General features: G+C 42.3%; 19 protein-coding genes and 1 other RNA gene. 16 read left to right on the top strand and 4 right to left on the bottom strand.

The genetic code is table 11. The annotated features are described in order from the left end of the window. Nucleotides 1-85: 85 nt before the first annotated feature. The 10 genes from QM454_RS13970 (at nt 86) to QM454_RS13925 (ending at nt 13,292) form a co-directional block, all read left to right on the top strand. Entirely contained in the window at nt 86-457 is a 372-nt protein-coding gene (locus QM454_RS13970) for a YppE family protein (protein ID WP_432359006.1), read from the top strand. Then, on the top strand, nt 454-2,733 hold the full coding sequence (locus QM454_RS13965; protein ID WP_432359004.1) for a DEAD/DEAH box helicase: 2,280 nt from the start codon (nt 454-456) through the stop codon (nt 2,731-2,733). Before QM454_RS13970 ends, QM454_RS13965 begins: the two co-directional genes overlap by 4 nt. Then, nucleotides 2,723-3,979 (top strand): ribonuclease H-like domain-containing protein, encoded by a 1,257-nt coding sequence (locus QM454_RS13960; protein ID WP_432359002.1) that lies wholly within the window; start codon nt 2,723-2,725, stop codon nt 3,977-3,979. The genes QM454_RS13965 and QM454_RS13960 overlap by 11 nt, the downstream gene beginning before the upstream one ends. A 107-nt stretch (nt 3,980-4,086) precedes the next feature. Continuing rightward, nucleotides 4,087-4,383, top strand: a complete 297-nt coding sequence (gpsB, locus tag QM454_RS13955) for a cell division regulator GpsB (protein ID WP_432359000.1) — start codon at nt 4,087-4,089, stop codon at nt 4,381-4,383. A 72-nt stretch (nt 4,384-4,455) separates the two neighbouring features. Then, nucleotides 4,456-4,840, top strand: an RNA gene (gene rnpB / locus QM454_RS13950) — RNase P RNA component class B. Nucleotides 4,841-4,981: 141 nt separating this feature from the next. Beyond that, entirely contained in the window at nt 4,982-6,109 is a 1,128-nt protein-coding gene (locus QM454_RS13945; protein ID WP_432358998.1) for a THUMP domain-containing class I SAM-dependent RNA methyltransferase, read from the top strand. A gap of 69 nt (nt 6,110-6,178) precedes the next feature. Continuing rightward, a complete protein-coding gene (locus QM454_RS13940) occupies nt 6,179-8,095 on the top strand; it encodes an ATP-dependent DNA helicase (RefSeq protein WP_432358996.1) in 1,917 nt (638 codons plus the stop codon). A 150-nt stretch (nt 8,096-8,245) separates the two neighbouring features. Next, nucleotides 8,246-11,848 carry a dynamin family protein gene (locus QM454_RS13935; RefSeq protein WP_432358994.1) on the top strand — a complete coding sequence of 1,201 codons (3,603 nt, stop codon included), beginning with the start codon at nt 8,246-8,248 and terminating at the stop codon, nt 11,846-11,848. A gap of 1 nt (nt 11,849) precedes the next feature. After that, the gene (locus QM454_RS13930) at nt 11,850-12,671 is read left to right on the top strand and encodes a sulfurtransferase (protein WP_432358992.1); all 822 of its coding nucleotides are present in this window, start codon (nt 11,850-11,852) and stop codon (nt 12,669-12,671) included. 24 nt (nt 12,672-12,695) lie between these two features. Then, a complete protein-coding gene (locus QM454_RS13925) occupies nt 12,696-13,292 on the top strand; it encodes a metallophosphoesterase family protein (RefSeq protein ID WP_432358990.1) in 597 nt (198 codons plus the stop codon). A 58-nt stretch (nt 13,293-13,350) separates the two neighbouring features. Here QM454_RS13925 and QM454_RS13920 read toward each other — a convergent pair whose 3' ends face one another. Next, nucleotides 13,351-13,737, bottom strand: a complete 387-nt coding sequence (locus QM454_RS13920; protein ID WP_432358988.1) for a ribonuclease HI family protein — start codon at nt 13,735-13,737, stop codon at nt 13,351-13,353. Between the two features lie 79 nt (nt 13,738-13,816). On the opposite strand from QM454_RS13920, the gene QM454_RS13915 reads away from it, so the two are divergent. Further along, nucleotides 13,817-14,005, top strand: coding sequence for a zinc-finger domain-containing protein (locus QM454_RS13915; RefSeq protein ID WP_432358986.1), 189 nt, complete (start codon nt 13,817-13,819; stop codon nt 14,003-14,005). A gap of 52 nt (nt 14,006-14,057) precedes the next feature. Here the strand turns inward: QM454_RS13915 and QM454_RS13910 are convergent, their stop codons facing one another. Then, entirely contained in the window at nt 14,058-14,261 is a 204-nt protein-coding gene (locus tag QM454_RS13910; RefSeq protein WP_432358985.1) for a cold-shock protein, read from the bottom strand. A gap of 146 nt (nt 14,262-14,407) precedes the next feature. Between QM454_RS13910 and QM454_RS13905 the strand changes: the two genes are divergently transcribed. Next, entirely contained in the window at nt 14,408-15,052 is a 645-nt protein-coding gene (locus QM454_RS13905; protein ID WP_432358984.1) for an HD domain-containing protein, read from the top strand. A gap of 15 nt (nt 15,053-15,067) precedes the next feature. Here QM454_RS13905 and QM454_RS13900 read toward each other — a convergent pair whose 3' ends face one another. Beyond that, a complete protein-coding gene (locus QM454_RS13900; protein ID WP_432358982.1) occupies nt 15,068-15,607 on the bottom strand; it encodes a transcription repressor NadR in 540 nt (179 codons plus the stop codon). Nucleotides 15,608-15,696: 89 nt separating this feature from the next. Here QM454_RS13900 and QM454_RS13895 point away from each other — a divergent pair, with 89 nt between their 5' ends. The 3 genes from QM454_RS13895 to QM454_RS13885 all read left to right on the top strand — a co-directional run bounded on the left by QM454_RS13895 (nt 15,697) and on the right by QM454_RS13885 (nt 18,960). Next, nucleotides 15,697-16,773, top strand: a complete 1,077-nt coding sequence (locus QM454_RS13895) for a branched-chain amino acid aminotransferase (protein ID WP_432358980.1) — start codon at nt 15,697-15,699, stop codon at nt 16,771-16,773. 80 nt (nt 16,774-16,853) lie between these two features. After that, a complete protein-coding gene (menC, locus tag QM454_RS13890) occupies nt 16,854-17,963 on the top strand; it encodes an o-succinylbenzoate synthase (RefSeq protein ID WP_432358979.1) in 1,110 nt (369 codons plus the stop codon). Between the two features lie 187 nt (nt 17,964-18,150). Then, the gene (locus QM454_RS13885) at nt 18,151-18,960 is read left to right on the top strand and encodes a DUF6612 family protein (RefSeq protein WP_432358978.1); all 810 of its coding nucleotides are present in this window, start codon (nt 18,151-18,153) and stop codon (nt 18,958-18,960) included. Nucleotides 18,961-19,161: 201 nt separating this feature from the next. Here QM454_RS13885 and QM454_RS13880 read toward each other — a convergent pair whose 3' ends face one another. Further along, the gene (locus QM454_RS13880) at nt 19,162-20,076 is read right to left on the bottom strand and encodes a LysR family transcriptional regulator (RefSeq protein ID WP_432358977.1); all 915 of its coding nucleotides are present in this window, start codon (nt 20,074-20,076) and stop codon (nt 19,162-19,164) included. A 189-nt stretch (nt 20,077-20,265) separates the two neighbouring features. Between QM454_RS13880 and QM454_RS13875 the strand changes: the two genes are divergently transcribed. Beyond that, the gene (locus tag QM454_RS13875; RefSeq protein ID WP_432358975.1) at nt 20,266-21,762 is read left to right on the top strand and encodes a long-chain-fatty-acid--CoA ligase; all 1,497 of its coding nucleotides are present in this window, start codon (nt 20,266-20,268) and stop codon (nt 21,760-21,762) included. Nucleotides 21,763-21,765 lie beyond the last annotated feature (3 nt).

Below are 21,765 nucleotides of genomic sequence, written 5' to 3'. Positions count from 1 at the left end.
GAAAGAATGCACGTTCGTTTAGGCTTGGTGTCCAACTGCAGTTTTTGATAGACTATAGGAAAGACTTCGGAGAGGAAGAAATCATTTGCTAAACTTACTAGAGAAAACGGAACGGCTCCTTTCTGTATGTGAAGAGTGCTTGGAAAGACTCCCAGCTATGCGTGAATTAGACAAGGAGCCAGATTTTTTTGCAGAAGTAAAACCGTATGCAGATACAAACCATAAATTGCTGGACGAATGGACGGAGGAGATGCGAACGTTGATACGGGAAGAAAAACCAAAATACGTGCATCCCCATCAAATTGAATCGTTGAATGATTCAATGAAACAATTTATCGTCCAATCTTTTTATAAGAACACTGGAAAAAAACGATTTGTTCTTTCTATTAATTCTGCAACGTATACATTGCGAACTATTTTGGATGAACTGAAGGGAAAAGGAGGAGAGGATGGATGAAGAAGATGAGCGTCCTGGAAACAGTGAATCGTTTTTTATCGGATCCTGAACTCTCCTCTAATATTCGCCACTATGAAAAGATCGAGGGCAAATCTGCTGAATACGCATCGTTTCCGGAACAACTTCATCCATCTATCGTGAAGGCTTTGGGGGCAAAAGGGATTGATCGTTTATACAGTCATCAACGTGAAGCATTCGATCATGTAGCTTCCGGCAAGTCGATAACAGCTGTAACGCCTACCGCTTCCGGTAAATCTTTGTGCTACCATCTGCCAGTCCTGCAAAGCATTTTGGAGGATGACGCTTCACGCGCGCTTTATCTGTTTCCGACAAAAGCACTAGCACAAGACCAGTTGGCTGATTTGCATGAATTAATTGAAGCGAGCGGGGAGACGATTCTTAGCTACACATATGACGGGGATACCGCGCCTGGACTGCGTACGAAAGTGCGGAAATCGGGCCATATCGTGTTGACAAATCCTGATATGCTGCATTCAGGCATTTTGCCACATCATACGAAATGGGTTTCTCTATTCGAAAATTTGAAGTATATCATTATAGACGAATTGCATACGTATAAAGGGGTGTTCGGGAGCCATGTCGCCCACGTCATTAGAAGGTTGAAACGCATTTGTAATTATTACGGATGTAATCCAACTTTCATTTGTACATCTGCAACGATTGCCAATCCGAAAGAACTTGCCGAGTCGTTGACAAATACACCAATGCGTCTCATATCGAACAACGGCGCTCCTTCCGGGGTCAAGCATTTCATCTTTTACAACCCGCCGATTGTCCATAAAACATTTGGCATTAGGCGAAGCGCAATTCTTGAAGTGCGGGATATCGCATCGTTTTTGTATAGGGAAGGAATTCAAACGATCATCTTTGCAAAAAGCAGGGTGCGCGTTGAAATGCTTGTTACGTATATGAAGGAATTGACGAAGAAAAAACTGTTCGATGAGACAATTATGGGCTACAGAGGCGGGTATTTGCCTTCGGAGCGTAGAAAAATTGAAAAAAGGTTGCGCGAAGGTGAAATAAAGACAGTTGTAAGCACGAATGCGCTCGAGCTTGGCATCGATATCGGACAATTGCAAGCTTGCATTATGACTGGGTATCCTGGCAACATCGCGAGCGCCTATCAACAGGCCGGGAGAGCGGGAAGAAGGCAGGATGACGCTTTAATTATTTACGTCGCACAATCGCTGGCATTAGACCAATACATTATTCAACACCCCGAATACTTGTTAGGCCAGACACCTGAAGAAGCGAGGATTCATCCTGACAATATGCTCATTCTTATGGATCATTTGAAATGTGCTTCGTTTGAATTGCCGTTCACATTAACGGAAACATACGGAGAGTTTGAAGTTCAGGAGTTGCTCGCATTTTTGGAAAGTGAAGGTGTGCTCGTCAAAACATCCGATAAATGGCATTGGATGACAGATCGATTCCCAGCGAGCGAAATAAGTCTACGTTCCGCTTCCCAAGAAAATGTCGTCATCATCGACAAAACGATTCCTAAAGGGACGATCGTAATTGGCGAGATGGACCGCTACAGTGCGATGACGTTACTGCATGAAGAGGCAATCTATATCCATCAAGGCAAGCAATATCAAGTAGAAATGCTAGATTGGGAAGAAAAAAAGGCATACGTGACGGAAGTCGATGTCGATTATTATACGGATGCCAATTTGGCCGTGGAGTTGAAAGTGATTAGTGAAGATGAAAGCACGCAACTCGGGGAAGCGGATGTGGCGTACGGAGATATTGCTGTATTGGCGATTCCTACTATTTTTAAGAAGATCCGTTTTGACACGCATGACAATATCGGTTCAGGACCAATTTCACTGCCCGCAGAGGAGCTGCATACTTCATCTACTTGGTATTCATTCGAAGCACCGGACGGATGGAAGGAATCGGATTTGACGGATGCGTTGACAGGAGCTGCATACGCTGTTCAATCATTCATTCCGTTATTCGTCCGTTGTGACCGGTCGGATATCCATGTCGTACCTCAAGTGAAAGCAATCCATACGGGTAAACCGACAATTTTCATTTACGACAGCTATCCTGGAGGCATCGGCTTAAGTGAAAAGATTTATGGCCGCTGGGATGAATTGCTGCAAAAGGCAGCAGAACATGTGCGTAGTTGCCATTGTGAAAACGGATGTCCTGTCTGTATCGGTGCGCAAGAAGAGGGGATTCGTATAAAACGGGATGTTATAGCTCTTCTGCAAGACATCGTTGGAGGAAAGACCGATGTCGTATGAAGCTAAACTGATAGAAATGAAGAAGCTTTTAAAAAAGAAAGCTCCTAAAGCCGAGAAAAAGCCCCAAACTCAAATACGAAAAACGCCACCATCGCCACCTTACGAGAAAAGGTGGCTCGATGCTGGATTGACAAAAGAGGAAAATGAATACGGCATCGTCTATAAACGGACGGTCGTCTATGAACCAGGTTATCGCCATGGGAAATTTGAGCTTTCCGGATTAGTAGACACAGTGGAAAGATGGCGCGAATCTGAGGAAATACATCCTCTTGCACCGGACTTTACTCAGCCACTCGTCTTTTTTGATACAGAGACGACGGGATTGAAAGGTGCCGGCACACTTATCTTCCTTATGGGATTCATCGAATTTACGGAAGAAGCGTTCACATTGACACAATATGTATTGCCTGGACCGGATCATGAAGCGGCATTTCTCTATGCTTCCGAACTATGGAAAACACAGATGTCGATCGTCATGTACAACGGAAAAAGCTTCGATATGCCACAAGTGGAGACGAGATGGACGATGAATAGGGATGTATTACCGAGACTACTGAAGCATACTGAGATTGATTTGCTTCACGGTTCGAAAAGAATTTGGAAAAATGAAATGGAAACTTTCAAATTGACCGCGGTCGAGGAAGAGCAACTCGGATTCTTCCGCGAAGGCGATATTCCCGGACATATGGCACCGATTATTTACCAGGATGCGGTGAAAAATGGTCGAGCCGAATTACTCATGAAAGTCTTACTTCATAACGAATGGGATATCCTCTCTCTCGTCACTTTATATATCCGGTCAACAGACCTTCTTTTGCAAGACGATGCAATCTCATCTGCAAACGCAAAAACGAATATCGGAAAATGGTATACAGACTTGAAATCATTCGACCGTAGCAAAAATGTCCTTATGGATGTTATTGCGGAATATGGAGCAGAAGAACCGAAGGCACATTTTCATATCGGATTCCTTCTAAAAAAGGAAGATTTGCATTCAAAGGCAATCGAATCATTTGCAATTGCTGCTGAAAGCTTAGTGGGAAGAGAAAAAGTCATTGCCTATGAGGAATTAGCAAAGCTGTTTGAGCATAAATTAAAGGAGCCGGAAAAGGCGCTCCATTACACAAAAAAAGCGATTCACTACTTGCGGCAAGAGCAAGATTTGACGTATAAGTTTAAAGTTCGGATGGAAAATGAATTCGCACATAGGGAAATGAGATTGAAGAGGAAGCTATTTCCCGGGTAAGCGCAGTAACCGACAAAATCCTGCTTGAAAACCGAAATAGAAAGACAAAGTTGTACAAAATATGCTATACTTGCGACATGTAAACATAGATGGAAGGGCGTCATTTCATGGAAATAAAACTTGATTCTAAGTCGATTCTTGAAAAGGAATTCAAAACAGGTTTGCGAGGATATAATCAAGATGATGTAGACCTATTCCTGGATCAGGTCATCCAGGATTATGAAGCTTTCAAAAAAATGATCTCAGAACTGCGCATGGAAAATGAGAAATTGAAGGATGAACTTGCTTTAGCAACTAAACGTCCTGCTGCAACGAACCCGAATACGACAAACTTTGATCTGTTAAAGCGGATTTCTAATTTGGAGAAACACGTATTTGGGAGCAAATTGTACGATTACGATTAAACAACTACCATCACTTCAAAAAAGTCATTGATTTTTGTCGAAAAATGCATTATACTATTGTAACCATAGCGTGAATTCAGGTAATCGCTGCAACGTACGTTGTAGAGGAAAGTCCATGCTCGCACGGATCTGAGATGACCGTAGTGTTCGTGCTCGGCGAAAAAATAAGCCGGGGCTTTGCGCAATGCGCATTGACGGCGGGGATAAGTCCTAAGTGTGCTTAGTACATATGGATGAGGTCTCCTGAAAAGTGCCACAGTGACGTAGCTGATTCGGAAACGGGTCAGATGGAACGCGGTAAACCCCACGAGCGAGAAACCCAAATTATGGTAGGGGCACTCTTCTGAAGGAATTGAACTGATGAAGGGACAGACATTGTCTGTAGATAGATGATTACCACCCTAAGTACGAGGCGCAAGCCGTTTGAGTACACGGGAACAAAACATGGCTTATCGAATTTACGATGGTTAAACATAACAATCAATGCTCTCCGTATCGTTTGGAGAGCATTTCTTCGTTAAAGGGAATAATTATTAATACATATTACGATAATAGGCAGACTACATATAGATACGACTAGAATTGGAGTTGGAAATGCATGACAAATTATAAATTGGTCGCCACATCCGCAATGGGGCTTGAATCAATCGTCGCGGATGAAGTAAAAGAACTTGGCTTCCAGACGAAAACCGACAACGGAAAAATATATTTTGAAGGCGATGAAACAGCAATTGCTAAAACAAACATGTGGCTTCGTGTCGCAGATCGTGTCCGCATCATCGTCGGTGAATTCACAGCAACGACATTCGATCAACTGTTTGAACAAACAAAATCCCTTCCGTGGGAGCAATATTTACCTGTAGATGCAAAATTCCCAGTCGCAGGAAAGTCAGTAAAATCGACATTGTACAGTACACCCGACTGCCAGGCAATCGTGAAAAAGGCCATTGTGGAACGTCTGAAAACAGCCTATAAACGAATCGGCTTTTTAGACGAGACAGGGCCTCTATTTAAACTTGAAGTTTCCATATTGAAAGACAAAGTTACATTGACAATAGACTCGAGCGGTGCTGGATTGCATAAACGTGGGTATCGTGTTGGGCAAGGCGATGCACCTATTAAAGAGACAATGGCTGCAGCACTTGTAAAGCTAACACGCTGGAATCCAGCTAGACCGTTCGTTGATCCGTTTTGTGGGTCAGGTACGATTCCAATCGAAGCGGCAATGATTGGACAACAAATTGCGCCAGGCTATAACCGTGATTTTAGTAGTGAAGAATGGCCCTGGATGGACCAAGCAATATGGGATCGTGTTCGGGAAGAAGCGGAAGATATTGCAAAATATGATCAGCCGCTCGACATTACCGGATTTGACGTAGATCCACGAATGGTCAAGATTGCCCAGCAAAACGCGGTGGAAGCCGGTTTCATGGATTTAATCCGATTTGAGCAGCGGGATGTTAGGAACTTGACTGTCGAAGGTTTGAACGGCGTGCTAGTCGGCAATCCTCCTTATGGAGAACGATTAGGTGAAATTGAGGAAGCTGAGGAACTAACCCAGATCATCGGCCATATAATGGAGAAGTATCCATCATGGTCCGTCTACATGCTTTCCTCATTAGAAAACTTTGAAACGATGTACGGCAAAAAGGCTACGAAGAAACGAAAGCTGTTCAATGGATTTATTAGAACTGACTTTTATCAATACTGGGGTCAACGAATATAAGTAATTAGATCAGACGGAAGAGGTCCTGCCTCTTCCGTTTCCATGTGTGATAAGGAAAGGGGAGCGCAAATGAATAGGAAAATGCCATTTTCATTAACAAAAGAAAAATCATTTTATGAATCCTTGAATGACTGGATTGGCGATACATTATATGACGATTTGACCGAAAAGGGATTCGAATGCAGAGACGAACAAATCTATATGGCATTTCAAATAGAACAAGCGCTAAAAGAAAAGAAAGTACTTTTGGCGGAAGCTGGCGTCGGAACAGGAAAGACGATTGCTTACTTATTGCCAGCCATTGCGTATGCGAGGTATACAGGAAAACCTGCTCTCATTTCCTGCGCAGATGAGACGTTAATTGATCAGCTTGTGAAAGAAGAAGGAGATATTCGCAAAATTAGCGATGCGCTGCAAATTGATATTGACGTTCGCCTTGCTAAAGCGAGAGACCAATACTTATGCCTTAAAAGATTGGACGAAGCGGTAGACGCATCTTTAGAGGACTTTGCGGAAGATGTCCATAGTAGCTTACCAGATTTTGTAAATGGCAACGGTTCGCTACAATCCGTTTTCCCGTATGGAGAACGATCGGATTATCCGCATTTAAACGATAAACAATGGAAAACAATGAATTTTCATCCTATCCAACAATGCGCTGCTTGCGACGTGCGGAATCGATGCGGACAGACAATCCATCGGAATCATTATCGCGAAGCGGCGGATTTGATTATCTGTTCACATGATTTTTACATGGAGCATATTTGGACGAAGGAATCGAGGAAGCGTCAAGGACAGCTACCACTTCTACCCGATGTATCGATGATTGTTTTCGACGAAGGACATCTACTTGAATATTCCGCCCAACGTGCACTAACGTATGAAGTACAAAATAATACATTGCTTAGTCTGTTGGAACGAGTTATGGTCGACGGTGTCAGGGAAGAGACGCTACAACTAATGGAACGATTAATTGATATGCATGAAGAGTTTTTCCGACTTCTGAAATCTGCAACGAAAGATAGCGAAGGCGAGCGGAAAGCAATTCGAAAAAATGGGAATCTCCTCTCCGTTGGCAAAGAAGCAATTTCTATTTCAACCGCTTTACTAGAAGAGTTTGTGTTCGAAGGAGAACTATATATTATTCCGGAATATGATTTAAAAATGGTTGAGGAGTACTTAGAGCAATATATTTACTCGATGCAACTATTCGTGTCCGAAAATGATGCTGTTGACTGGCTGGAAGATAATGCAGATGGAATGACGCTCATCATTATGCCGCGACTCGTCACGGATATTTTGAAAGAAAAGTTATTTTCCTCTAATATACCAATTATTTTCTCATCGGCAACACTTTCAGTAGGGCAAGATTTTTCATATATATTGGATAGCCTCGGTATTGATGAGTTCCTATCATTTTCGGTCGAATCACCTTTCGACTATGAAGAGAAGATGGAAGTTTTTGCTGCCGATATTAATGAAGGGGAAAAGCCTAACTATGTTCTCGATTTACTAAAGGACGGACAACAAACATTGCTGCTATTTAAATCGGAACAATCGATGAAAAGCTTCCAAAAACAGTTAAACGAAGAGCAGCAAAAGGGTATCGCTTTTGAAGGCGAACGAGAATTATCGTCAATCATCCGTGACTTCCAACAAAAAGAAATTCCCGTCCTATGCTCATATCATTTATGGGAAGGACTTGATATTCCGCAAGATGCACTTACACGGGTTATCATCTATGATTTACCGTTTCCTCCTCATGACCCACTGTTTGACGCACGCAGGAAGTATGCGGAAAATCCGTTTGAGGAAGTCGATTTGCCTTTCATGTTGCTTCGTTTAAGACAAGGAGCCGGGCGACTCATTCGAACTTCTGAAGATTCCGGAACGGTGCATATCCTATTGGAAGGATTCGAACAAGAAATGAAAGAAGTGATTTCCGGAATTTTTCCGGTAGATTTACAGACATTCGTGAAGAAATAATAAAATACAGCTGTCTCATCAATGGGTATTTGATGAGATAGCTTTTTTGTTATAACAAATAGTGTATATAAGTCGTAATACTCAATCAAATGCGATTAGGTAAATAAAAATGGTATAGTATATACACAATGTTAGGAAGGATCGAATGTTATGTTTGAAAATAATATTTTGGAACGAACAGCAATTTACGGTCATTTATTTAACAAAAATCACGATGAAGAACGTGCAAGAAAAGCAGCATCATTAGCTCGGAAGCTAATAGAGGAAGAGTTTGTTATCGGTTTTGCGGGTCATTTCTCGGCTGGAAAATCCTCAATGATTAATGCGTTGACTGGTGAGGATTTATTGCCGTCTAGTCCAATCCCCACGAGTGCCAATATTGTCAAAGTGAAGAAGACGGATGAAGAATTTGCAATCATCCACCGGACGGACGGTTCCCTCGTTAAATACAAAGGCCATCGTTTCATCGATGCAATGAAGTCTCTCAGCAAGGATGGCGCGGAAGTTTCCCTTATAGAAATCGGACATCCTGGGTCAAAGTTACCGGAAGCGATAACTGTGATGGATACGCCTGGAGTTGATTCGACGGATGATGCTCACCGCTTATCGACGGAATCAGCATTACATCTCGCCGATCTCGTTTTCTACACAATGGATTACAATCATGTCCAGTCAGAACTGAATTTTAAGTTTACGAAAGAATTATTGCGGTATAACGCTAACGTCTATTTGATCATAAACCAAATCGATAAGCATCGGGAAAGTGAATTACCTTTTGAGGAATTCCAAAAGTCTGTTGAAGATTCTTTTAAACTATGGGGCGTGGAACCGAAAGGGATTTTTTATACTTCTTTGAAGGCAGATGACCTTCCTTTCAATGATTTTGAAAAGGTGAAGGGCATTGTAGAAGGTTCGATTGTCAATTGGAAAGAGCATTTCTTAGAAAACGCCAATCAATCACTTTTGAAATTGAAAGACGAACATATGGAATTTCTAGCAGGCAAGATAGTCGATTGCAAATCCACTTATGCTCATATTGTTTCGGATAATGAGTGGGATGAATACGATGAACTTTCTATGGAAGTGGATGAGCTGAAGAAACGTGCTTCCTTACTATCAGGAGATGAGCTTTATGCAACTTTTGAAAGGGAACGGAATGATTTACTGCGGAATGCTTCGATTAGCCCTTTCGAAACACGAGAGCTATTGAAGGACTATTTAGAGTCGAAATCCCCGCGGTTTAGAGTAGGCTTTTTATTCGGTGCAAAGAAGACTGCGGAAGAGAAAGCGAAGCGAAAGGATTCATTAGCTACGAACTTGTCAAAGCTAATACATACACAAATTGAAGTACATTTGAAGGCACTTATGAAAAAAACGCTCAACGATGCAGGACTGATGACAGACGAGCGGTCGATTCAGATTGATGAAATGGATATGACGGTACCTTTTGAAAAAATTGACGCACAATTGAATGTATCGGATGTCGTAACGGGAGATACAGTGTTGAATATGGCGGAGCAGATGAAGTTAGCAATCCAACAAGTTTTCCGTAGAACAACGGACGATTGGAAACAAGAAATGTCAGACCTCGCTGCATCTTTAGGCACTGAACAATCTGAACTACTTCTTCAAACGATCCAGTCGCTTGAAGAAAAGTTATGTGCGATTGCAGAAGTGAACGAAATCAATCATCAACGGTCCGAATTCATTGAAAACATTGCTACACCAACAGCGAAACTGAAAGTTGCTAGCGAATCTATGCTTCATCAATGGAAGAAGAAGCCGGACTATGAAACGATAGAGCTTAATGGTTCTGAAACGGCAGCTAGTGTGACGGAAGCTAAAGCTGTTCAGAAGGAACAAGCATATTCCATTGATGTTCATCAGCAAGGTTCTGACGCGGAAACGGTTATCGATGAAGCGCTTCGAATTGCAAATTTAGTAATGGATATCCCAGGTTTTTCGGAGACGGCCGACTATTTACGGAACAAAGCGGATCGTCTAGCTGATCAGGAATTCACAGTCGCTTTGTTCGGGGCGTTCAGCGCCGGGAAATCGTCATTCTCCAACGCTTTAATTGGCGACCGTGTGTTGCCGGTTTCACCGAATCCGACGACCGCCGCTATTAACCGGATAAAACCTATTTCAGCTGGTAAAGAAGATCGAACAGCTGATGTTCATTTGAAAACGGTTAGCCAGATGACAGAAGATGTTGCCTATTCGTTTGAGATGCTCGGAGTGCCCGTTTCAACGTTAGAAGAAGCGTTCAGTAAAGTCGAAGACGTCATTAGCAGAGAGCTGGAAAACGAAAGTTTGCATATCCATAAAACGTTTATTCGGGCATTCCAATCGGGCTATCCGGTGTATAAGGATCGACTCGGATCTATTTTAAATGTCGATCAAACCGAATTCACCCGATTCGTTGCGGAGGAGGAGCGTAGCTGTTTCGTCGACTCCATCGATTTATATATCGACTGTCCGTTGACGAGGCAAGGCATTACGCTCGTCGATACACCTGGGGCAGATTCCATTAATGCTCGGCATACCGATGTCGCTTTTGATTATATAAGGAATGCTGATGCAATTTTGTTCATTACGTATTACAATCACGCCTTTGCACGAGCTGACCGCGAATTCCTTATCCAACTCGGTCGTGTAAAAGACGCTTTTGAACTGGATAAAATGTTCTTTATCGTCAATGCCATCGATTTAGCAAATGATGCAGAAGAAGCAGAAATGGTCCTATCATTTGTTGAACAGGAACTGACAACTTTCGGAATCCGTCATCCACGTGTTCACGGGATTTCTAGTTTGCAAGCATTGGAAGCGAAACTAGCTGGACAGCAAGATAGCGCTATGGAAGCTTTTGAAAATCACTTCGGTCATTTCTTGAAGGATGATTTAAAAGGGCTTGCTGTCAAAGCGTTGGAAGAAGAGGCGGCTAAAGCTGTTAACAGGCTCTCGATATTGATTGAACGTGCGGAAGTGAACAGGTCACGTAAGGCGGAACGATTAGTGGAGCTTGAGCGCTTTGAGCAGGAAGTGCGTGCCCGTTATGCAAATGGGTTTGCAGAAGTGATTCGTAAAGCTTCTAGCAATGAATTGAATGAATTGGTTTATTATATTTTACAACGTGTATTCCTACGTTTTGGGGACTTTTTCAAAGAAGGCTATAGTCCATCGACGTTTGCCAATCATACCGCTGACAAGGCGTTAACGATAGCGCTTGCTGAAACAGTGCAAATGGTAGGGTTTGATTTGACGCAAGAATTGAAAGTGACCAATTTACGTATGCTAAACTTCATGAATAAATTATTGAAAGAGCGGGAGCGGTCAGAGATGCGGTTCCTTTCCGATAGAGATAGTTCCATTTCGCCTTCGCCGTATGAAGCAGAAGACGCCGAGATGCTGTCGTTTGCAGCACCTTTTGAAAATCCCGCAATTTATAAAGATGTAAACCGTTCATTTAAAAACCAGAAGTCATTTTTTGAAAGAGGCGATCGTCTCGTATTGAAAGACCAACTGGAAGAACGGTTGAAAGAGGATGCTTCTATTTACTTGGGCAAGGAAAAAGAACAAATTGAGCTTTGGGCGGAGCAGTGGATCGAAGCGGAAGCGGAAGGGCTACGTCTCCATTTACTAAATCAAAGCCTTCAACAGATCGAATCAGAACGATCGCTCTTGCAAGATACGGAGCAATTGGAAGAATGGCGCATAATTCATGAAAAAATCCAACTAAAGGGGATGGGTTGAAATGAGTGAAGTGTTCAAGTCGATTAAAGACGTGGATATCCACGATGTAAAATGGATTGATGCCCGTTTTTCGTTGCAAGAGAGCGAAGCGGGGAGAAAAAAATATAAAGAAGGGCATATTAAAGGGGCATTGTACTGGCATCTCGACGATGACCTTTCTGATATGACCAAAAAAGCGGGAAGGCATCCGTTGCCCGATCAAGAGACGTTGACGACGTTATTCCGAAAAAGCGGCCTCGAGCTCGATGATCGAATACTTGTCTATGACGACGGTGGCAGTCCATTTGCTGCAAGAGCCTGGTGGATTCTTCAATACGGAGGGTTTAAAAACTCTTTCATTTTAAAGGAAGGCTTTGGGGAGCTTGCTTCAATGGGTGTTCCTGTTTCTAAAGAAGTGAGCGCCCCTGAACAATCCGTCGTCGTCCCTGTATGGGATGAAACGATAGTTGCGCCTCGTAAATTCGTTGAAAAGACCGTGGAAGGGGAAACTGGCAATGTGCTACTCGATGCGCGTTCGGCTGAACGGTATCGCGGTGAAGTTGAACCAATCGATCCGATTGCTGGAAGAATCCCGGGAGCATTGAATTTTGACTGGGAGCAGTTGAAAAAGGATGGCTCTTTCAACTTGGATGATGATGTCGGCAAGCAACTTTCACAAGTTGTGAAGCGTGATGACGAGGTTATTGTCTATTGTGGAAGCGGCGTAACAGCTGCTCCATTATTTGCAATGCTGAAGCAAAATGGATACGAGCAAGTAAAACTATATGTTGGAAGTTATAGTGACTGGATTTCAAGGGAAACCATTGAAGTGGAAAAAGGGTAACCCGAAGATAGAGGTGTAATGAACATGCTATATGCGATCTTAGGAGATGTACACTCCTCCAAAGGTGATTTGGAGGATGTGCTTTCCGATATTAACGAACAGGCGCCTGACGCCGTCTTGATTGGCACTGGAGATTTGTTCGAATGCACGATAAGTAAGCGTTATGTGAATGAGCACAAATATAGCCATCTCGAAGAAGTAATGCTATTACCTGAAGGTTTTGTTGAGTTACTTACTTTCCCGTCGGTAAAAGGGAATCAGGAAGAACGCATTTTGCTTATTACGGAAACGGCCAATCCATTGTACGAAAGAATTGGAACGATGCCCGAAACAATTGAACTTGGCGATGCAGAAGTTATACATGGCCATCAATGGAAGTGGGGCGGAAAGCCATGGGCGTTATTGGAAGCAGACGTGTCGAAAAGTCTGACGTTCTACGGACACAGCCACAGTTCTGGATTGCTGCGAAATGGGATTAAAGAAGAGTCTATCCTTTTAAATCATCCGTACGACGTGAAAGATAGTCAAACTCTTGTCAACGTTGGTGCTGTTGTTTCCGATAAGGAATGGGTGCTGTACGACAATTTGCAAGACACCGTGACATTCATGAAAGCAAAATAGGATACGGAGCGTCTGCCAGTTTGCAGATGCTTCATATCCTATTTTATGATCGAGCTTTTTATTGTTTATGAATCGCTTCTCGGGCAAGTGCATCCGCAGCGCGATTTTCGTTGTCTGGAATCCATTTAATGAAAAAGAAGTCGAATGTTTTTGCGATCGATAAAATTTTGTTCAAATACTCTTTATGTACTTCATTCTTCACAAATTCATTTTCTACAGCCGACACGACTGCTTTTGAATCTGAGCGAGCTGAAACGATTCCGGTCGTCAATTTTGCGGCTTCTTCCATACCACGGAGAAGGGCGAGAAACTCGGCTGTATGGTTGTTCGTTGGTTCAATTGGTTCGGAGATTTTAACGGTTTTCCCTTCTCCTTTAATGTATATTCCAATGCCGCTTTTGCCGGGATTTCCGGCACTTGCGCCATCTACGTACAATTCGATCATGCTTCATCTCTCCTTATCTTTGTTGCAACGTGCTAAAAAGCATATTAAAATGAATGAATGACTTGACTTGGAGGTTGCTATGGATAAATTAACAGTCATGAATGAAATTAATGAAGTGCTTGATACGTATTGTGAAGGATGTTTTGTCAAAAGGCAACAGGCGAAGGATCTCGGAAAAACAGGAGCGCATCAGTTTTGCATCCGAATATGTACAATTGGAGAACAACTACAATTTTTAGGGAATGAAATGAATAAATTAACAAAATAATATCCCGCCAGGATCTTTCCGGCGGGATGTTGCATGTTTTATTATTAATTAATTATGTTATCGCCAAGACATTTGCCGCTTGGGGTCCTCGGTTACCTTCTACAATTTCGAATGAAACGGTTTGGCCTTCATCCAATGTCTTGAATCCATCTGACATAATGCCTGTATAGTGGACAAACACGTCTTCACCGTTGTCCGTTTCAATGAAACCATATCCTTTTTCATTGCTGAACCATTTTACTTTACCTTGGTACATGCTTATTCCTCCCTCGGCATTTCAATGTCTTATCCATTATTCACATGGATGCATTAACTATACATGAATCGACAATATACGTCAACGACATGCCTAAATTTTCAGTCGAATCTCATTTAAAATGAATATAGAAAAAGGTGGATCTTATGGAAACGATAGTGAGTAACATAACGGAGCGGGTAATCGATATTTATCGGCAGTTTGATGCGAGTCATGATTATGATCATGTCTTACGGGTTATGAAAAATGCGGAGGATATTGCACGGACGATTCCCGAAGCAAATCTTCTCATCATTCGGCTTGCCGTTCTTCTACACGATATCGACGATCCGAAATATAGAGAGAACGGTAACGTGACCCCAATGGAGCTACTTCGTTCCACCAGTACAAGTGATGAATTAGTAAAGAGGGTTTTGGAAACAATCAGAAGCGTCTCATTCAACGGCGGCAACGAAGAAGAAATCGTTTCGATTGAAGGGGCGATTGTGAGGGATGCGGATCGCCTCGACGCGATTGGTGCAATTGGAATTGCGCGGGCATTCGCATTTGGAGGAGCGAGAGGAAGAAAATTATACGATGCGGATGAAATTGCGAGAACGAAAATGTCTGAAGATGAATATCGTTCCAGGAAAACGGCTTCCGTCACGCATTTTTATGAAAAGCTGCTTTTACTGAAAGATTTGATGGTGACCGAGGAAGGGAAACGTCTTGCTGAGGAGCGCCATGCTTTCATGCTCGTTTTTTTAGAACAGTTACAGTTGGAAACTGGGTTTACGACTATAAGGAAATAAAAATGCGGGTATCCATCATTCAACGAGGATACCCGCATTTTTTAACGCAATTTCAGCGTTGTCGATTTGATGTTGCTCATCGGCCACTACGGTATGTAGGTGGATGCCGCCTTCAGCTAATTTGGATAAGTAAGCAGCATTTGCTTCATTGACCCGCCTCATGAATTCCTTCACTTCTAGACGATTAGACACCATAATGGAGGCACTCAAGTCGCCATATACAGGATGCTCAATTTTGACGTCCTTCACAAGCAATCCATGATCGACGAGGATGTTCAACTCTTCCTCCGTTTGCTCAGGTGAGTGTTGGCAGACGAGCACTTTTTCGATTTTTTCCGGACCTACCGATGCATGCATATACATATATCCTTGGCTTGTCGCAAGAATCGGTTCCTTTTTCGCTTTCAACAACGTAATATCTCCAACGATGACTTGGCGGCTGACATTCGTCAGTTCGCCAAGCTCTTTGCCTGTCAACGGGGTATCGGCTTTTTTCAATGTTTTCAAAATCAGTTGCCGGCGTTCATTACCAGGCATTTTCTCAGATCCAGTCAATGTCATCCCTCCATTTCATTCATTTTATCATATCCGTATCCACTGTTTCGTGTATAATGAAAAAATACATAGCAGAAGGAGGATTTACGATGACGAATTTAGTAGTCAATGTGGAAAAGACATTGAATCCGAAAACGAAGCCGGCATTCGATCAGCTTTCATTTGGTACCGTTTTTACTGATCATATGTTTACGATGGATTATACGGAAGGACAAGGGTGGTATGATCCGAAAGTTGTTCCGTATGAGCCGATTATGCTCGATCCAGCGGCAATGGTATTCCATTACGGCCAAACGGTGTTCGAAGGATTGAAGGCGTATGTGACGGAAGATGGCGAAGTAGTTCTTTTTAGACCTGAGGAAAATATGAAAAGATTGAACCGTTCGAACGAAAGAATTTGCATTCCAGCATTCGACGAGGAACTTGCACTTTCTGGTCTTAAGAAGCTAATTCAAGTCGATAAAGATTGGATTCCAAATATCGATGGGACATCCCTTTACATCCGTCCGTTCATCTTTGCTACGCAACCTTATTTAGGAGTTGCTCCATCGAAAACGTACCGCTTCATGATCATTCTTTCGCCAGTCGGCGCTTACTATAAGGAAGGCATTAATCCCGTCAAAATCGCGGTTGAATCTGAATTTGTTCGTGCAGTACGAGGTGGGACAGGCAGTGCAAAAACGGCAGGCAACTACGCCGGTGCGATGAAAGCGCAAGAAGTGGCGGAAGCAAAAGGCTATTCACAAGTGCTTTGGCTCGATGGGAAGGAACATCGATACATCGAGGAAGTCGGTGCGATGAATGTCTTCTTTAAATTGAACGGGGAAGTTGTCACACCCGAGCTCAATGGAAGCATTTTAGAGGGGATTACACGAAAATCCGTCATTGAATTGCTGCAGCATTGGGATATCCCTATTACAGAACGGAAAATTTCAATGGAAGAGCTTTACGAAGCTTATGAGTCCGGAATTTTGGAAGAAGCGTTCGGAACGGGTACTGCAGCGGTCATCTCTCCAATCGGAGAACTTTATTGGAATGATAAGAAAATCACTATTAATAATGGTGAAATCGGTTCATTATCACAAAAAATCTATGACACAATGACGGGCATCCAAACCGGAAAAGTGGAAGATCCGTTCGGCTGGCGGTTGACAGTAGACGTATAATCGTACAGATAAGTAGTACAGGCATCTTGTCGGAGACGGCAAGGTGTCTTTTATGCATTAATTAGGGAAGGGGTATCGTTTTGCAAATTACAGAAGTGACAATCCGTAAGATGAAAATGAGAATGAAGGAACCTTTTTCAACAAGTTTCGGAACGATGCAGGACAAGCAGTTTCTTCTGCTGGAAGTACATGATGAGCTTGGGAACATCGGCTGGGGAGAATCAGTAGCATTCGATGCCCCGTGGTATACGGAAGAAACGGTTGAAACGAATTTGCATATTCTCCGTGATTTCTTAATCCCTTTGCTCCTTGGGAAACAAATCGACCATCCCGAGCAAGTAAGCAAGCTGTTTGCTCCTATCCGCGGAAATAATATGGCGAAGGCCGCTATAGAATGCGCTATCTGGGATTTGTACGCAAAGCGGAAAGGAATCTCTTTGGCCGAAGCACTTGGCGGCCGACGTCAGCAGATTGAAGTTGGCATTAGCGTCGGTATACAAAATAATATGGCCGATTTGATTGAGCGTGTGCAACGTTATTTGGAGGAAGGCTATAAACGTATAAAAGTGAAAATTAAACCTGGAGCAGAAATTACTATTCTCCGTGGATTAAGGAACGCTTTCCCAGACGTCCCACTTATGGCGGATGCGAACTCAGCTTATACGTTGGATGATATCAACTTGTTAAAGCAGTTGGACGAGTTCGACCTTTTAATGATTGAGCAGCCGCTCGCACATGATGATATTATTGACCACGCTGTATTGCAAAAGCTGTTGAAGACTCCGATCTGTCTTGATGAAAGCATTCATTCATTGGAAGATGTGCGGAAAGCGATTGAGCTAGGGAGCACTAAAGTCATTAACGTGAAAATAGGGAGAGTCGGCGGCTTGGCCGAGGCGAAGCGAATCCATGACTACTGTATGGAAAAAGGTGTGCCTGTCTGGTGTGGCGGTATGCTGGAGGCAGGAATCGGACGCGCTCATAATATCGCATTGACGTCGCTGCCGAATTTCATTCTTCCAGGCGATACGGCAGGCTCATCTCGTTATTGGGAAAAGGATATTATTGAGCCGGAAGTAATTGTGGAAGATGGATACATAACGGTGCCGACCGCGCCAGGAATCGGTTATACGCCAAATCTTATCGCCATTGATGAATTCACGACGGATATATGGCATTTTCGGGTATGAACGAGAACTTTATCTGCACGAATGAGAACTCTTCCGGAATAAAAGAGAACTTTGTCCGAAAGAACGAGAACTCTTTCGATATTCGCGATGCATGCAACTTCTCTTCCGGAATATCCGTCTAAAGGATTGATGAAGTGTGCATCTTCCAGTAAAATGAACGTAGGTTTTGTAGAGAGGAAGTTTACATGTGAAAAAATTAATTAGTGTCCTTGCTGTCAGTTCACTCGTTTTTCTTCTAGCTGCTTGCAGCAGTTTAGGAGGGGCTCAAGGGACACAAAAGAAAATGACAGCTGGAGATTTACTCGATAAATCCCAAGAAGCGATGGACAACTCATTGAAAGCTGTCCGTTCGCATATCGTGTTTGATGATTACGCGGTTACTGTTTATGATGGCGATATTGAAAATAACGTGAAATCCGGCGTGAAATTCGATATGAAAGTTGAGGCTTTCCTTGACCCTGCGAAAGTTCATTTGCAGTCACAAGTCGCTCCACGTGGCGTGAAGGCATATAAGATGGATGTGTACCAAGTAGGAGATCGTGTCTTTGTAACTGACGAGCACAAAAACGAGTGGGATGAATTGTCTTCCGGTTCAGTCGAAGAATTGTTCGGTTCATTAGTCGCTGAAGCTTATCCAATCCTCGATGTGTCAAAGTTCAAAGAGTTCGAGGACGAATTTGTCCTGGAGCCAATCGAGTACGGATATGCATTGAGATTGACGTTGGACCGCGATGGATTCAAACGGTTCAAGAAGCTATTCCCGGATATCGGACCACGTGAAGACGGGTTCAACATCGTCGATAAACTGGATTTGGTCATCACTTTCAATAAAAGTACTTCATACGTGACAAGTTTTAAAATGTCTTCTGATATGAGAAACTACCGTGACGGAAACTCCTATCGATCCCGTCAGAAGCTGAATGCCACGTACAGTTATTTTAATGATATTGAAGATTTCAAGCTGCCGAAAGATGTTAGAGATTTGGCAGCGGAATGAAATGAAGAAACAAGAACACCCCAGAAGTTATAGTTAAACTTCTGGGGTGTTTTATATGGTTACAATCGGCATGAGCCCGTAGAAAATCGGTTTAACAGATTGCATAGGTAAAAGAAGAAGCGTGAAAACCTTCGTATCATAAGGTTTTCACGCATTTTTATAGATTGGGATTTTTTGTTATTATGTGTGACGCATCTACTTTCACATAATAGGTAACCGGTCAGCTTTTGCTAATTCTAATCGAAATTGGTGTAGAAATGTATTTGCGAGAGGGGAGTTTGCTTGTTGCTTAGATCTGATGATTCCAAAATCTAACGAGGAATCTATGTGCGACATGGGTAGGTGAATATTTTCTCCGCTTAAAACACTGGGCTCATATTTGAGAGAATGATTGAATACAAAAGTTATTGCAAGATTATTTTTAAGGGCTGCTCTAATGGCATCCGTATTGTTTGTTTTAAATAAAATAGTTAACTTACCATGCGCTTTTTCAAACTTTTTAACGAATTGATTAACTTCTTCAGAATCGTATAATACGAGTTTCTCCTCTAATACATTTTGGGGTGTCAGAATTCTATTATAGGCTAAAGATGAATATCGACTCATACAAACCTGGAATTTACCTCTATACAATGTTTCGAAAGTCAATTCATTACCAATTGCTATGTCTTTGTAAATGTTTATAAACCCGATGTTACATTGATTGTTTAGAATGTCATTTATTATTTCCCGCCCCTTTTTTTCAACTATTTCGATTAGGATAGCTGGATAATCATTTTTGAATTTTGCTAGTATGTTGACAAATAGGGGCATAAATCCGGGAACAGTTGCGATTTTCAATTCACCACTTGGTTCATTACTCCATCTATGCGCATCTTCTTTTAATTCTTGATATAGAGTATGAATGTCGTTTGCCTTCCCTATTATTTGTTGACCGAATAACGTTAAATCAGTACCATCTCTGGACCTGTTAAAAATTTTCGCACCGAGCTCATTTTCAACGGAGGTGATTGCTTGGCTTAAAGCCGACTGTGTAATGTGCAAATTCTGAGCTGCATGTGTAATAGAACCCAATTTGGCCACTTCTAAAATATATCGAATCCGATCTATATTCACTCAAATCTCCCCCTCTAATATAAGATTTTTTAATGTTAAACATTAAAAACATTAACTTTACTTAACTATAGCATACCTATAAAGTTAGTTGTAAGAATTAATGAAAAATTGAATTTCGCTGGTTTTTGTCATTGCCACGGCTGTGGAAGCCGATGTTTATTCAAAACTATTAACGAGGGGGTTATGAGTTTGGGCTTAAATCTCAATGAATTATTGACAAGTAGTTCTACTAAATTTCCAAATCGCAAAGCGGTGATAGTTGGAGATGAAAGTATAACGTATAAAGTACTTCAAAACCAAGTCAATCAATTTTCTGATATGTTGGTTGCTAAGGGGATTAAAAAGGGTGACAAAGTTGCTCTAGTATTGGGAAATTGTTCTGAATTTGTTATTGCTTATTTTGGTGTTTTACGTACAGGTGCGGTTGTAGTGCCAATTAATCCGATCTATACGGATAGCGAAGTTTACTATATTTTAGAAAACAGTCAGGCGACAATGGTGATTACACATCAATCGTTAGAGGAAAGGTTCTCTGCATTGAACGTTAAACTTCGAAATTTAACATCAATCTTATATACGGAGAACTTTGAAAGTTTACTGCAAGAAACGTATCCTTCACATGCACCGGCAGCTGTTAATGAACAGGATCTGGCCGTTATCTTATATACATCTGGAACGACGGGGAAGCCAAAAGGTGCGATGCTTACCCATCGGAATATGGTTTCCAATGCCCATTCCATATCAGAATTAACTGCAACGACAGAAGAAGATATCATGGTAACAGTTCTTCCGATATTCCATGTGTTTTGTATGACAGTTTGTATGAATGTACCGCTATCTGCTGGTGCGGCAATGCTAATTATACCGAAGTTTGCTCCGAAAGAAATCTTAGATGCGGTTGAAACTGAAAAGGCTACATTGTTTGCAGGTGTGCCAACGATGTACAGTTACCTACTTCAATTACCAAGAGAGTCAGCCTATAAATTCGCAACAATCCGTTTGTGTTTATCGGGTGGGGCTTCGTTGCCAGTTGAAGTGCTTCAAAACTTTGAAGAGAAATTCAACGTCAAAATATGTGAAGGTTTTGGGCTGTCCGAAACTGCTCCTGTAACCGCTTTCAATCCAGTTGATGGTGTGAGAAAATCAGGTTCCGTGGGTGTTGATATTCCTGGAGTGACGAATAAGGTAGTTAATCCGGAAGGACAAGAAGTTCCAAGAGGAGAAGTCGGCGAATTAATTGTCAAAGGGCCGAATGTCATGATGGGCTATTTGGGGATGCCAGAAGAAACGGCTGCGGCACTTAAAGATGGTTGGTTTTATACAGGTGATTTAGCCAAAATGGATGAAGAGGGGTATGTATTCATCATCGATCGAATGAAGGATATGATACTATCCGGCGGGTACAATGTTTATCCGAGAGAAGTAGAAGAAGTATTGTATGAGCATCCTGAAATCGTTGAAGCGGCAGTCATAGGCGTTCCACATACGGAGTTTGGTGAGTCCGTTAAAGCTTTCGTGGTGTCTTCATCACCTGCGCTGACGGCAGAAAGTGTCATCGAACATTGTCAAATTAAGCTGGCTAAATATAAAGTGCCAAGGGAAGTGGAGTTTTTACAAGAACTGCCTAAAAATACAACAGGCAAGATTTTGCGCAGAAGTTTAAGGGAGACAATCAGTACGTTTTGAGCG

The sequence above is a fragment of the Sporosarcina sp. UB5 genome (assembly GCF_050859005.1).
Lineage (GTDB): Bacteria > Bacillota > Bacilli > Bacillales_A > Planococcaceae > Sporosarcina.
Note: the sequence above shows the minus strand (reverse complement) of the source record. Positions and strands in the feature narration are given on the sequence as shown.